Origin of the sequence: Rhizobium leucaenae USDA 9039 (assembly GCF_000426285.1) — a bacterium.
In the GTDB taxonomy this organism is placed as follows: domain Bacteria; phylum Pseudomonadota; class Alphaproteobacteria; order Rhizobiales; family Rhizobiaceae; genus Rhizobium; species Rhizobium leucaenae.
The window spans coordinates 94,094-107,751 of the sequence record NZ_AUFB01000007.1 but is presented as its reverse complement, the minus strand read 5'-3'; the positions used below and the strand labels follow the sequence as shown (position 1 = coordinate 107,751).

The 13,658-nt window shown below is 58.9% G+C and carries 12 protein-coding genes, 1 tRNA gene and 1 pseudogene; 10 read left to right on the top strand and 4 right to left on the bottom strand.

Annotated features, from left to right (window positions below; translation table 11 throughout):
* Positions 1–22: 22 nt before the first annotated feature.
* From K290_RS34180 to K290_RS0112865, 3 genes are read right to left on the bottom strand one after another with little or no spacing between them, the layout of a single operon-like run.
* Positions 23–592 (bottom strand): class I SAM-dependent DNA methyltransferase, encoded by a 570-nt coding sequence (locus tag K290_RS34180; protein ID WP_172831016.1) that lies wholly within the window; start codon positions 590–592, stop codon positions 23–25.
* A 58-nt stretch (positions 593–650) separates the two neighbouring features.
* Positions 651–1,031, bottom strand: a complete 381-nt coding sequence (locus tag K290_RS0112870; RefSeq protein ID WP_028752306.1) for a type II toxin-antitoxin system VapC family toxin — start codon at positions 1,029–1,031, stop codon at positions 651–653.
* Positions 1,031–1,240 carry an AbrB/MazE/SpoVT family DNA-binding domain-containing protein gene (locus K290_RS0112865; RefSeq protein WP_028752305.1) on the bottom strand — a complete coding sequence of 70 codons (210 nt, stop codon included), beginning with the start codon at positions 1,238–1,240 and terminating at the stop codon, positions 1,031–1,033. The genes K290_RS0112870 and K290_RS0112865 overlap by 1 nt, the downstream gene beginning before the upstream one ends.
* Positions 1,241–1,455: 215 nt before the next feature.
* On the opposite strand from K290_RS0112865, the gene K290_RS0112860 reads away from it, so the two are divergent.
* Positions 1,456–2,685, top strand: a complete 1,230-nt coding sequence (locus tag K290_RS0112860) for an aminotransferase-like domain-containing protein (protein ID WP_028752304.1) — start codon at positions 1,456–1,458, stop codon at positions 2,683–2,685.
* A gap of 215 nt (positions 2,686–2,900) precedes the next feature.
* On the opposite strand, the gene K290_RS0112855 is transcribed toward K290_RS0112860, so the two are convergent.
* On the bottom strand, positions 2,901–3,959 hold the full coding sequence (locus K290_RS0112855; protein ID WP_028752303.1) for an aldo/keto reductase: 1,059 nt from the start codon (positions 3,957–3,959) through the stop codon (positions 2,901–2,903).
* A 174-nt stretch (positions 3,960–4,133) separates the two neighbouring features.
* On the opposite strand from K290_RS0112855, the gene K290_RS0112850 reads away from it, so the two are divergent.
* From K290_RS0112850 to K290_RS37265, 9 genes and pseudogenes are all read left to right on the top strand, one after another.
* Positions 4,134–5,114, top strand: a complete 981-nt coding sequence (locus K290_RS0112850) for an ABC transporter substrate-binding protein (RefSeq protein ID WP_028752302.1) — start codon at positions 4,134–4,136, stop codon at positions 5,112–5,114.
* 17 nt (positions 5,115–5,131) lie between these two features.
* The gene (locus K290_RS0112845; RefSeq protein ID WP_028752301.1) at positions 5,132–6,826 is read left to right on the top strand and encodes an ABC transporter permease; all 1,695 of its coding nucleotides are present in this window, start codon (positions 5,132–5,134) and stop codon (positions 6,824–6,826) included.
* Positions 6,814–7,844 (top strand): annotated as a pseudogene (locus tag K290_RS34175) (ABC transporter ATP-binding protein). The gene K290_RS0112845 and the pseudogene K290_RS34175 overlap by 13 nt, the downstream one beginning before the upstream one ends.
* A gap of 85 nt (positions 7,845–7,929) precedes the next feature.
* Positions 7,930–8,925 carry an isopenicillin N synthase family dioxygenase gene (locus K290_RS0112835; protein WP_028752300.1) on the top strand — a complete coding sequence of 332 codons (996 nt, stop codon included), beginning with the start codon at positions 7,930–7,932 and terminating at the stop codon, positions 8,923–8,925.
* Positions 8,926–8,971: 46 nt separating this feature from the next.
* Positions 8,972–10,084, top strand: coding sequence for an endonuclease/exonuclease/phosphatase family protein (locus K290_RS0112830; RefSeq protein WP_028752299.1), 1,113 nt, complete (start codon positions 8,972–8,974; stop codon positions 10,082–10,084).
* A complete protein-coding gene (locus K290_RS0112825) occupies positions 10,081–10,827 on the top strand; it encodes a DNA mismatch repair protein MutT (protein WP_028752298.1) in 747 nt (248 codons plus the stop codon). Before K290_RS0112830 ends, K290_RS0112825 begins: the two co-directional genes overlap by 4 nt.
* 82 nt (positions 10,828–10,909) lie before the next feature.
* On the top strand, positions 10,910–11,827 hold the full coding sequence (locus tag K290_RS0112820; protein WP_028752297.1) for a PhzF family phenazine biosynthesis protein: 918 nt from the start codon (positions 10,910–10,912) through the stop codon (positions 11,825–11,827).
* A gap of 125 nt (positions 11,828–11,952) precedes the next feature.
* Positions 11,953–12,028, top strand: a tRNA-Lys gene (locus tag K290_RS0112815).
* Between the two features lie 310 nt (positions 12,029–12,338).
* Positions 12,339–13,235, top strand: coding sequence for a hypothetical protein (locus K290_RS37265; RefSeq protein WP_154668595.1), 897 nt, complete (start codon positions 12,339–12,341; stop codon positions 13,233–13,235).
* The last annotated feature ends 423 nt before the right edge of the window (positions 13,236–13,658 follow it).

The window sequence follows — 13,658 nt, the reverse complement described above, 5'->3', positions numbered from 1 at the left end:
GACTTCCCCGGCCCTGATCGTTTCAAGGTGTGCTTAAGGCTTCGGTAGCTGGCCGAATACCTTTGCTGGCCTTCATCCGCAGCCATTTCGTCGGTTTGCCATCGTAGCCGGTACCGTCGGTTTCACTGAGTGAAATGTCGTCCCACTCGGCCGAAATCAGCAGATCGTTCAGCCAGACGGCCGAGAGGTAGTTGTAATACCGGCCGAAGCTGTCGTAACCCTCAGTGTCTCCAGCTTTGAAACTGGCGTGAAATATGCCGCCGTTCTTCAGGGCTTTGTGAACGCGGTTGAATATCGCTGGAAGATCCGATCGCTGCACATGCAGCAGGGATGCTTCGGCCCAAATGCCGTCATAAGCGTGATCATCGTCCAGCTCTTCGAACCTGCGAACGATCACCGGCTTTCCAAGCAACTTTTCGGCCTGCTTGGCCATTTCCGCCGAACCATCCATGGGCGTCACGTTGAAGCCCTGCGCGATCATATAGGCCGCATCCTGACCGCCGCCGCAACCAAGCTCGAGAATCGACGCGCCGGCGGGGAGGGCATTCAGAAAGGCGTCGAGCCGACGCTGCGGAAGGCTGCGTTCGCGCATTGCGTAAGTGGCAGCGTTCTTGTCGTAGAATGAGGATGTGCGGTCGCCGTTTGTCACATCAGTCCACCGTCTTCGAAATGTAGATTACGTTTTCCAGTTCCTTGAAATGCCCATCACATGTCAGGACATCGGCGTCGTGGTGAAGAGCGGTCGCATAGATGATCGCATCGGCGGTTGCGAGTTTATGCTGCATCGATATTTCGGCCGCGCGGCGGGCGATGACTGCATCCAGCTCAACAACGTTGCATGACATTGTGTAGGCAATGAAGTTGTTTACGGCGTCTTCGCCTTGTTCGCGGAGAAGCCATTTCGAAAGCTCAAGCTGAACTATTGTCGGGACGATGCAGTCTCGCGGTTCTGGAATTTGACCGGAAAGTCGCTGTCCGATCGGGCTATCGAGAATCCACTCTATCCATGAGGAACTATCGACCACACGCATCAGAAACGGTCGTCTCGGTCACGGTAGTTCTCAGGATTCGCGTCGCGCGCCATGCCTTTGAGGTCTTCTAATGTCGGAACGGGAATGAGCAGCACGCCTTTACCTTTCGGGATGAATACGAACTCCTGGCCCGCGCTCCAGTGCTGCTGATCGCGAACTTCTTTCGGGATCGATATCTGAAATTTTGAGGAAAGTGTCGCAGTGGCCATTCTTACGTTTTTCCCATCGATGCATATAGTGTAAGAATAACATCTGAATGGAGAGATGTGTAGGTCCTGTGGGACGGAGAATTTCTGCGCTTTGGCCGACACACCAACTTGAGGAATTGTTTGTCACCGTCACAAACAAAATAGGTCAGCATTATTGACTTATCTTTTGTTGCGTGATCTTGTGGTGCAAAGACCAAAAATTACGAGGAAACCCCATGTTGAATTGGGAAAATATCTTTGCGACGCGTTCGAGCCGTATGCGCGCCTCCGAAATCCGCGAACTGTTGAAGCTGCTGGAGCGTCCGGATATCATCTCGTTCGCGGGCGGCATTCCTGATCCGGCATTGTTTCCGGATCAGGAATTCAAGCAGGCTTATGCGGACATCTTTTCGGGTCCGGCCGTCAACGCAGCGCTGCAATATTCGGTCAGCGAAGGCTACAAGCCGCTGCGCGAATGGCTGGTCAGCCAGATGGTTGCGCTTGGCGTTCCCTGCGAGCTCGAAAACGTCTTCATCGTTTCCGGTTCGCAACAGGGTCTCGATTATCTCGGCAAGCTTTTCCTGTCGCCGAAGGATACGGCACTCGTCACCGCGCCGACCTATCTTGGTGCGCTTCAGGCCTTCAATGCCTACGAGCCGACCTATGATCAGCTCACCCCGAACGGCAACCGCACGCCGGCCTCCTACCGCGCTGCGGCCGAGCAGGCGGGTGGCAAGGTGAAGTTCGCCTATCTCTCCGCCGATTTCGCCAATCCAACCGGCGAAACCGTCGATCTCGCTTCCCGGGAACAGCTGATCGATCTCGCCGACGAGATGGATATCGCCATTATCGAAGATGCCGCCTATCAGTCCCTGCGCTATGACGGCGAGGCGATACCGCCGATCCTGGCGCTGGAAATTGCCCGCAAAGGCAATATCAACGATACGCGGACGATCTATTGCGGCAGTTTTTCCAAGACCTTAGCGCCGGGTCTTCGCGTTGGTTTCGTCGTTGCCAACGCGCCGGTCATTCGCAAATTGGTCCTGATGAAGCAGGCGGCCGATCTGCACTCCTCGACCATCAACCAGATCGCCATCCATCAGGTCGCCGAGCGCGGCTTCGATGCGCAGGTCGCGAAGGTCCGCAAGACCTACAGCCACCGCCGCGATTGCATGCTGGCGGCACTTGCGAAATACATGCCTGAGGGTACGAGCTGGACGAAACCCCAGGGTGGCATGTTCGTCTGGATCACTCTGCCGAAGGGTATGGACGGCGCCAAGCTGCTGGCAAAATCGCTGGAGACCGCGAAAGTCGCCTTCGTGCCGGGACAGGCCTTCTTTGCCGACGGCTCCGGCCCGAACACCTTCCGCGTCAGCTTTTCCTGCGCCAACGACCAGATGATCGATGAAGGCATCTCGCGGCTCGGCAAGCTGATTGCAAGCGAGATCGAAGCGATGGCGGCTTAGTCTTTACTTCAATTTTTACCTTCTCCCCAGCGGAGAGAAGGTCGAGCGAAGCTCGGGTTGAGGGGGCGTTGCACCGTAAGGGATGTCTTTCGCTCGCCGCTCAAGACTCACCCCGCGATGCGAGGTGCCCCCCTCATCCGACCTCTCGCGATTTCGTTTCACGCAATGGCTCCAGCCCACCTTCTCTCCGCGGGAGAGAAGGTGTTTTATTTTCCTCACTTCGCCAAATGAGGCGCAATCAGTGAAAGGTCGGCCTCGCTGAGCCGGTCGCTTGCCGTATTGCGTTGGTGCCAGTAGGGATAGAGCAGAGGCGGCAGGCTGACGTCGTCGAGGCGCTTGCGCTCTTCTTCGGTCAGCTTCAGCTCGGCGCTGGCGAGATTGTCCTTGAATTGCGCGTCCGTGCGCCCGCCGATGATGACGGATGTGACACCCTTGCGGCCGATCAGCCAGGCCAGTGCCACCTGTGCGGCCGAGACGCCGCGACCGTCGGCGATCTCCACCAGCGTATCGACGATGTTCCACAGGCGGTTTTCGTCGCGGATTGGCGGTTCGGTCCAGCCGGCGAACTGGCGCGTACCCTCCGGTGTCGCCTGGTTGCGGCGATGCTTGCCGGAGAGGAGGCCGCCGGCGATCGGGCTCCAGACAAGGACGCCGAGCCCTTGATCGATGCTGACCGGCAGCAGCTCGTATTCGGCGTCACGCGCTTCCAGCGTGTAGTGGATCTGCTGGCTGACGAAACGCTCGCGCTTGTCGCGCTCGCTGACCCCCAGCGCCTTCATGATGTGCCAGCCGGAAAAATTCGAGCAGCCGATGTAACGCACCTTGCCCTGACGGACGAGCGTATCGAGCGCCTCCATCGTTTCTTCGAGCGGCGTCTGGCCGTCCCATTCATGCAACTGATAGAGATCGATGACGTCGGTCTTCATCCGCTTCAGGCTGGCTTCGCAGGCCTGGATCAGATGCTGGCGCGAGGAGCCGGCATCGTTGACGCCCGGACCCATCGGGAAACGGGCCTTGGTGGCGATCAAGACGCCGTTCTTGCGTGGGCCACCGATGATCTCGCCGAGGATTTCTTCGGAAGCCCCTTGAGAGTAGACATCGGCTGTGTCGATCAGGTTGACGCCGGCATCGAGGCACATATCGACAAGCCGCTTCGCCTCGCCGACGCCGAGATCGCCGACGGTCTTCGCCCAGCCGACGCCGCCGAAGGTCATGGTGCCCATGGTGATGGTGGAAACTTTGAGGCCGGAGCGGCCAAGCAGACGGTATTCCATAGATTATCCTCCAAAAATCGTAGCTGAAACTCGCGCGCTAGCAGATAGTGCAGGGCGCTTATGGTCAAGGTCGAATGATAGTATGAACGGTTCGGTTCACGATTGCGGATTGTCACAATCATGTTAACCACCCTCGCTAAGGAACCCTTCTCATCACCCAGCCGAGGACGCTTCATGAAGACGTTTGTTTCCGCTCTCGCCGGCATGCTGGCCGTCGCCCTTTTCTCCGGCTCGGCTGCGGCCGCCGACCTCGTCCTCTACACCAGCCAGCCGAACGAGGATGCGCAGGCAACCGTCGATGGCTTCATGGCTGCCAATCCCGGCATCAAGGTCGATTGGGTGCGCGACGGTACCCCGCAGATCATTGCCAAGCTGCAGGCGGAAATCCAGGCCGGCGCTCCGGTCGCCGACGTGCTCCTGATCGCCGATACGGTGACGCTGGAGCGGCTGAAGGAAGCCGGCAAGCTGCTCGCCTATAAGTCGCCCGAAGCTGCAAATTACGATTCGTCGCTCTACGATGCGGGCGGCTACTATTATTCCACCAAGCTGATCACGACCGGCATCGTTTACAACACTGCCGCCTCGATGAAGCCGACGAGCTGGCAGGATCTGGCCAAGCCGGAAGCCAAGGGTCTCGTAGCCATGCCGAGCCCGCTCGCTTCGGGTGCGGCTCTCATTCATGCGCAGACGCTTGCCGGCGTCGGCAGCCTCGGCTGGGATTACTACAAGAACCTTGCCGCGAACGGCGCAATCGCTTCCGGCGGCAATGGCGCGGTGCTCAAGGCCGTTGCTTCCGGCGAAAAGGCCTACGGCATGGTCGTCGACTACATGCCGATCCGCGAAAAGGCCAAGGGTGCGCCGCTGGAATTCGTTTTCCCGACCGAAGGTGTTTCGGCCGTGACCGAGCCGGTCGGCATCCTCGCCAGTGCCAAGCATGTCGACGCCGCCAAGAAGTTCGTCGATTACGTGCTGTCGGAAAAGGGGCAGCAAGGCTTCCTGAAGCTCGGCTATATCCCCGCCCGCAACGGCATGTCGCTGCCTGCCGGTTTCCCGGCACGTGACAGTATCAAGGTTTTGCCGTTGAATGCCGCCGAAGCTCTGAAGAACACCGACCAGGATCTGAAGACCTTCTCTTCCTATTACGGATCGAAGTGATCCAATCTGGACGGTCGATGTACGGATATGTGCGTAAGGGAAACAGCCAGCCAACCTGGCTGTTTCCTTTTGTTGTTGTCATCGTGATGCTCTTGAGCGCGCTGCCACTGGCGCGGCTGGTGGAGGTCGGCATCGAGGCGCTGCTGCACGGCGGGGCCTATGAACTGATCACCGATCCCGCTCTTTGGCGCTCGGCCTGGTATACGATCGAGACCGCGGTGTTCGGTACGGTCATTTCCGTGCTGCTCGGCTGTCTCTTTGCCTTCCTGCTGACATTGACCGACATTCCCGGCAGGGGGCCGCTCGGTTTTCTTTTCGTCCTGCCGATGATGATCCCGCCGCAGGTGACGGCGCTCGCCTGGGTGCAGATGTCCGGCCCATCCAGCCCCTTGTTAAAGGCGCTGCATATTGCACCGCCGCTTGGCTCGCCGCAGCCGCTTTATTCCGTCGGCGGCATTGCGCTGCTTTATGGCGTGCAGCACGCGCCGCTGGTCTATCTCGCGCTCCGGGCTGGCCTTATGGCGCTGCCGCGTGACGGCGTCGAGGCGGCCAGGCTGTCGGGCGCTTCCGGATTTCGTGTATTCCGCGACATCATTCTGCCGCTGTCACTGCCCGGTGTCATCGCTGGCGCTGCCATCGCCTTCGTCTCTTCGATCGGCAATTTCGGTATCCCGGCGATCCTCGGCATTCCCGCTTCGATCTTCACCTTGTCGACCCTGATCTTCACCAAATTCTCCAGTTTCGGCCCCCGCACCTTCGGCGACATCGCTCTGCTGTCGACGATGATCGCAGTGATTTCGGTTGCCGGGCTTGCTGTACAGGGCAAGGCGCTGAAAGGGCGGGATTATCGGGTTATCGGCCTTTCGGGTGCCTCAGCAGCGTTCGCGCTCGGCCGTTGGCGTCTTGCGGCCGTGCCGCTGCTTTGGGCGATCCTGTTTATCATGCTGGTTGCGCCGTTCTTCGCGCTGGTCGCCGGCGCGCTGGTACCGGCCTATGGCGTGCCGCTGACCTTCAAGACGGCATCGTTGCATGCCTTCACCGAAATCCTGTTTCGGCAGGCGGTGACGCGCGTCGCTTTCTCCAATTCCTTGTTCCTTTCCAGCATGACGGCGCTTGGTCTCCTTGCGGTGACTGTGCTGGCGGCCTACTCCCTGACGCGGCGCAAGGATATGCTGAGCCGGATCGTCGGTGCGCTGATCGAGATTCCCTATTCGCTGCCGGGAATCATCGTCGCCGTCTGCTTCATCCTGGTTTTCGCCGCGCCGTTGCCGGTTCTCAACATCACGCTTTACGGCACGATCTGGATCATTCTGCTCGCCTATTTCTCGGCCTATTTCGCCGTCAGCCTCAAGCCGGTGATGAGCGCCTTTCTGCAGCTCGATCCGGCGCTGGAGGAGGCAGCGCGCCTCTCGGGCGCCGGCTTCGTCCGCCGTCTGGCCGATATCATCGTACCGTTGATCGCACCGGCAGCGGGCGCTTCGGTGATCCTGGTTTTTCTCATCGCCTGCAACGAGCTCACCGTTTCCGCCTTGCTCTGGTCGGCGGGCACTCAGACGCTAGGCGTCGTCATCTACAATCTCGATGATGGCGGCAGCGCCGATCTCGCCTCCGCCATGTCCGTCATCGTCATCGCCATGGTGGTCACCATGATGCTGCTGCTGGAAATCTTGGCCAAACGCCTGCCGAAGGGGGTGGTGCCATGGCGAAGCTGATCCTCAATCACGTCAGCAAGGATTTTGGCACAGGCGGCCGCCCGGCGGTCAAGGCGCTGTCGCTGGAGGTCCGCGAAGGTGGTTTTCTGGCACTGCTCGGCCCCTCCGGCTGCGGCAAGACGACGGTGCTGAGAATGATCGCCGGCTTCGAGCAGCCGACGGATGGTTCGATTTATTTGGGCGAACGCCTACTTGCCGATGCCGCGAACATGTTGCCGCCGGAGCGGCGCAACATGGCGATGGTGTTCCAATCCTACGCGCTGTGGCCGCATATGAACGTTGCCGACAATGTCGGCTATCCGCTGAAAGTGCGGGGCATTTCCGGCGAGCGCTATCGTCGGAAGGTGCGCGAGGCTTTGTCGACCGTATGGCTGGAAGACTATGCGAACGGCGGCCCGCGGATCTTTCCGGCGGCCAGCGTCAGCGTGTGGCGCTGGCGCGCTGCCTGGTGACATCGCCCGATGTCGTGCTGCTGGACGAGCCGCTTGCCAATCTCGATCGTCATCTCAAGAAGGAGATGGAGGAGACCTTCCGCGAATTCCATCAGCGCTCGGGCGCCACCATGGTCTATGTCACCCATGATCAGAGCGAGGCGATGGCGCTGGCGACAGATGTCGCCGTCATGTCCGAGGGACGGTTGCTGCAGGTCGCAGCGCCGGCGGAAATCTATGCGCGGCCGGAGGGCCGGCTGGTCGGCGGATTGGTGGGGCAGGGTGCAATCCTATCACTCGCCATTCCGGATGGTAAGCCGCGGCTTATCGATTGGCCGGCACTGAAGGCGATTTGGAGTGAGCAGCAGGATAAGACCCCGCGCGCCGATGTTCTCGTTCGACCCGAGGACGTCGTCGCCGATGCCGAGGGCATCTCCTGCAGGGTGGAATCCGTGCTTTACGAAGGCGAGCGCTACGCGTTGCGGCTATCGCTGCCGGATGGTCAGATATTGAGAGCCCATAGCCGCGAGGCGATAAAACCGGGCGATGTCTATGCGGTCGCTGTTCGCTCAGCATGGCGGCTGTGATCGGCGTCGTGACAGAAGACAATACGGTTGTCGGCAGCTTTTACCTGTGCTTGAGTTGTCCGATGTCACGAATGGGAGTCGCGCCATGTCCGACCAAAACTTCCCGATTTTCGATCTCGGCGCCTTCGAGGCGGCCGGCGAAGGGGAGAAGAGGCGGCTTGGTGTCGAGGTCGACGAGATCTGCCGTTCGACGGGCTTTCTGGCGATTGCCAACCATGGCGTCGACGAGGCTGTGATTGGAGCCATATGGGCCAAGACACACGCTTTTTTTGATCGGCCCGCCGACGTCAAGCAACGCGCGAAAGCGCCTTATGCCGGCTATCCCTATGGCTACCTAGGCCCAGGCACCGAAGCACTGGCGAAATCGCGCAATGTCGACACGCCGCCTGATCTCAAGGAAAGTTTCAACGGCGGACCGCTGGCCGTGCCGGCGGGGATGACCGACCCGGAAGCGCTCGGATTCTGCTATGCCGCCACCATTTGGCCGGATGGCCCGGAAGGCTTTGCGGATGCATGGAAGCCTTATTACCGATCGATGGAGGATCTGGCGGCGCGGATCATGCGCGTCTTTGCCATCGCACTCGGTCTCGACGAGCACTTCTTCGACAGCTACGTCGACCCACCGATTAGCGCACTCAGGGCGCTGAATTATCCCGAGCAGCGTATTGCGCCGCAGCCGGGCCAGTTGCGCGCCGGAGCGCACACCGATTACGGTAGCCTGACGATCCTGCTGCCGCAGCCGGGTTCCAAGGGACTGGAGATCGTTGCGCCGGACGGCCAATGGACGCCGGTGCCTCCGGTGCCCGGCGCCTTCATCATCAATATCGGTGACCTGATGGCGCTTTGGACCAATGATCGCTGGGTCTCGACGGTGCACCGCGTCGTCAATCCGCCACCGGAAGAAGGCGGCATGCAACGACGGCAGTCACTGGCGTTTTTCCATCAGCCGAACTGGTTCGCCGAGATCGCTTGCCTGCCATCCTGTCTTTCGCCGGGTGAGGAGCCGAAATACGCCCCGGTTCTCTCCGGCCCCTATCTCATGGGCAAGTTCAAATCGACCGTCACGGCTAAGGCCAATTAGCTAGGGTGAGCGAGAAGGCTCACATATCCACAAATCGGAATGCCAGATGTCCCTGCGCCTTGCCACGTTCAACGTCGAAAACCTGCTGACCCGCTTCGATTACACCGGTTTCCGCAATCAGTTGCGCCAGGACCGCGTGCTGAAGCTGTTCGACGTGCAGAACGAAGCCATCTACCAGCAATTGGAAGCGGCGCGCGTGGTGGCCGCCACCGATGATACGAGGCAGATGACGGCGCTTGCGATCGCCGATGCGGATGCCGACATCATTTGCCTGCAGGAAGTCGACAACATGGCAGCCTTGCAGGCTTTTGAATACGGCTATCTCTATCGCATGGTCGGCAATGGCTACCGGCAGAAATTCCTGATCGAGGGCAATGATGTCAGGGGTATCGATGTCGCCGTGATGATGCGCGAAGAAACGCGTGACGGACAGCCGATCGTGCTCAGGGACATCAGAAGTCACGCCATGGTGACTTATCGCGATTTCGGCTTTTTCAACGATGAACTTGCAGCGCTTGGCCTTCATCTGGACGACAAGGTCTTCAAACGTGATTGCGTTGAGCTTGATTTGACCATCGGCGGCGTGCCGCTTTCCCTCTATGTGGTGCATCTGAAATCGATGGGACCGGCGCGGGAAGGCATCGATGGCCACGATTCGACCATGCCGGTGCGCCGTGCCGAGACGCTCGCCGTGCGGCGCATCATCGAGAACCGTTTTGGCGCCGGTCATACGGCGACGAAGAATTTCGCCATTTGCGGCGATATGAACGACTATCAGGAACGCGTCGATGTCATCGGCACGCGTCACACCGGTTATCGCTTCAAGCATCAGGATGAAAAGACCAGCGCGCTCGATGTCTTCAGCAAGGACGGTTTTGTTGAAAATGTCATGCGCCGGCGCGATGCGTTGGACCGCTGGACATTGTATCACGCTCGCGGACCGCAGGAGCAGTGGCTTTGCCAGCTCGACTATATCTGGCTGTCTCCGGCCCTGGCGCGCACCAATGCGGCCCGTTTGCCTGAGGTCGTCCGCTCAGGTCAGCCTTTTCGTACCATATTTCCGCCCGGACAAGAGGTAGAACGTTATCCGCGCACCGGTTGGGACAGGCCGAAAGCCTCCGATCATTGCCCCGTCGTCATGACATTGGATCTGATATGAGTCACGCTTTCAAAGTGCAAAACGATGCGGCCGCCTGGCCGCCTGAAAAGACCGTATTTCCGGTCGCCCACATCGATCTCGCCGTTATTCCCGGCGATCACCCGTTTCACCTCAGCAATGCCGAAGCCGCGCAGGAAAACTGGCAAAGGGAGATCGCCGCCAATCCGGCACTTTACGATGGGCGGATGATTTTTCAGCATAGTTTGTCGGTCAGCGAGCAGGCTGTGCAGGGCGAGGCGTATGTTACGTCCTTCTCCACATTCCTATGGTGGCGCAAACAAAAGGAACGCAGCGGCGGCTTTCATGTCTTCGCCTTTCCGGTCGCCGTCTCCTCGGACGGCGCGATCATTGCCATCCGCATGGCTGAGCATACCGCCAATCCCGGCCAGGTCTATTGTGCCGCAGGCTCGATGGACGAAAGCGATATCGTCGACGGGCGCTGCGATATCGAGGGCAATATGCGGCGCGAAGTCATGGAGGAAACCGGGCTCGACCTTGCTGACGCCGTCGCCGAGCCGGGCTACTACGCCACGCATGCGAACCTTTCCGTGACCTTGTTCCGCGTCTTCCGCTTTCCCTGGACGGCAGAAGAGATGCTGGAGCGGATCCGCGCGCACATGCTGGTGGACCACGAAAAGGAGATCGACGACGCGATTGCCATTCGCTCGGCCGATCCTACGGCGCATCATTACAGTGCGGCGATGCCGGCTATTCTCGCATGGTTCTTCGCTCGTCGGGAATAGCTTTAGCTTGCGCTCACATGTGTTGCCGTTATGTATGGTTGAGCTGGGTTCTACAGTCTAGAGTCATGTGATGGAGGTAGGGGTGGCCCGCAGCTTCTGTGTCTATGATGTATTCACCGACAGCAAACTCGCGGGCAATCCGCTGGCCGTCATCTTCGACGCCGAAGGGTTGAGCGATGAAGCCATGCAGGCGATCGCCAAGGAGATGAATCTCTCCGAAACGGTGTTCGTTCTGCCGCCGCAGAACCCGGCGCATACGGCAAGCCTGCGCATCTTCACGCCGGGCCGCGAACTGCCCTTTGCCGGCCATCCGACCGTTGGCACCGCAATCGCGCTGGCGGAGCGGGCGCATGCCAGCCATGGCGGCGATGTCGATCTGGTTTCGGTTTTGGACGAGCGGGTGGGGCCGGTGCGCTGCGCCGTGAGATTGCGGCAGAGAAGCGCGAGTTTTGCCGAGTTCGACCTGCCGCGGAAGTCACAGCAAATCATGTTGCCGCTCGACAAAGCCGATATAGCCAACGCGCTCAGCTTGAAGGTCACCGAGATCGGGTTCGAGAATCATGTACCGTCCATCTGGAGCGCCGGCGTGCCGTTCTTGCTGGTGCCGGTGCACGATGTCGGGGCCGCCGAGCGGATGGAATTCGATCCGCAGCTCTGGGAAAAAACCGTGCCCTTTGTCGACGGGGCGCTCGCCTCGGCCTTCATCTACTGTCGCGGCGCGCTCAATCACACAGCCAAGTTTCATGCCCGCATGTTCCCGGTCGGCATGGGCATTCTCGAGGATCCGGCAACAGGCTCGGCAGTGGCTGCGCTTTCCGGCGCCATCAACCAATTCGACCGGCTTCCGGATGGTCACCATCCCGTCATCGTCGAGCAGGGTGTCGAGATGGGCCGCCCCTCCTTCATCCATCTCCATATCGACATCGACGGCGGCGATATCGCCAATGCGCGGATCGGCGGCCAGGCTATCCGTGTCGCGACGGGAATTCTTGAGCTTTGATTTCGTAGGGTTTTTGGGGCTCTTCGAAATTTTTTTGACGATTAACCAAAGAAAATTCATCTGGCCGCTGGACAATCAAACCGATCCTATTTATATGCCCGGTCACACCGCGAGCGAGCGGTTACGGGTGATTAGCTCAGTTGGTAGAGCAGCTGACTCTTAATCAGCGGGTCGTAGGTTCGAGCCCTACATCACCCACCAAAAACCTCTTTTATTCCAATGGCATAAGAGGTTTTCGATGTTAGTTGCGAAATCACGCAGCTACCGGTAGATCACGATTGTATCACATCGCAGGAGCATATTGATAGTTGTTCCTTTTCTGTTCCTTTCGACATCTGAAGACTTAAACCTGTGGATAACCGTGGTCTGGGACGGCGATTTGGTGTGGCCTCTTCCGAGAGGGTAATTCCGAGGCATCTGCGTTTGGTTCGTACTCGCCTCAAGGGTGTCTGATTGTCACAATAGGCCGACGCTCGACTTATGCTTGATGATTTGGTGTCAGGCGTGCGGGATGGCACACAACGCTTCTATTGTGTTGCATAAACCAGCTCAAAAATATGTGACGTACAAAACAAGCAAAGGGGATTGCGTCCTCGGTTTGACCCAAAGCCGTTGCCGGATCGCACGACAATCACTAAATCTTGGCGAGATTTTACAAGATTGGGCCATTACAATGCTTGAATTGCTGGGAGACACGTGGATCGCCATTAATACATATTCTGGCGGCGTTAGCGCTGTGGTTGCAGCCATTACGGCTATTGGTGGTTCGGTTGCTTGGGTAATCCGCTTGCGACGAAAATCGCACGACGAAATGCCGCTTGGACGTGGAGGTCAAGGGGGCAACGCAAGCGTTAGCGGCGATGGTTCAGCAATTGGCGGCCGAGGAGGTCGGGGAGGCTTGCACGGCGGCGGGGGTAATGGTGGTAGCGCGAATGTTGCTGGCGATGGAATGGCAATTGGTGGTGATGGTGGTGATGCGGGTGTTTCTTGGCGGCCTACATTGGGTGCACCGTCGGTGTTAGAACATCAACTGGAGCTTGGCCAGCAAATCTGGTCTGGTCATGAAAGAGATGGCTTTGGCTTTTTCGTTGTAGGAAGGGGAGGGCATGCAGGCGATCTCTCTGCCGGTGTGACGGTAGATGGGTATCGCTATCCACTTCTACCCTTGCTCCAACTTCTTCGCCTTTGGGCTCCAACTGTACTCAATGCAGCTGATGAAACCCGACCAGAAGGGCCGCAAGCGTTCTGGGACACTGTCACGAAGCTTGATGCGGAGGTGGCGCGGGCGGCCGAAGCGCATACACGTTACTGCTTAGAGGTTGCTATGCCAAAGGGCCTTCCTGCGCCCGATCCATACAGTTATCGGCGAAATCTAGGTCCAGTGAAACGAGGCTCGTCGTCAAACTGAGGAATTTTTCTGAGGGAGTGTCTAAGTTCCTTCGCGCAGCAATGTCCCCGATGGGTGCTGCCGGTTTGACGGGCAATGCGTACGATCTTTCCGAGTCAATCTTCGCCATCGCGAGAGGATATCAGGTCGGATACTCGGCGGGCTTTTCTTTTTGTGTAGTCGTGAGCAAAATACGCCCACAACGGGAATCAGCCGAGTGAGCGATTACAAGAAGCAGGACATACTTCTTAAGATCCGGCAAGTTGCGGCTGATAACGGCGGCAAATCGCCGGGCATGCGAAGTTCGAAGCGGAGACGGGAATTAAGCGTCACGAGTGGCAGGGAAAGATTTGGCGAAACTGGAGTGATGCCGTTGCTGAGGCAGGACTGGCACCGAATGAACTTCAGGTCGCATGGAGCGAAGACGCTCTCTTGGAGCTGGTG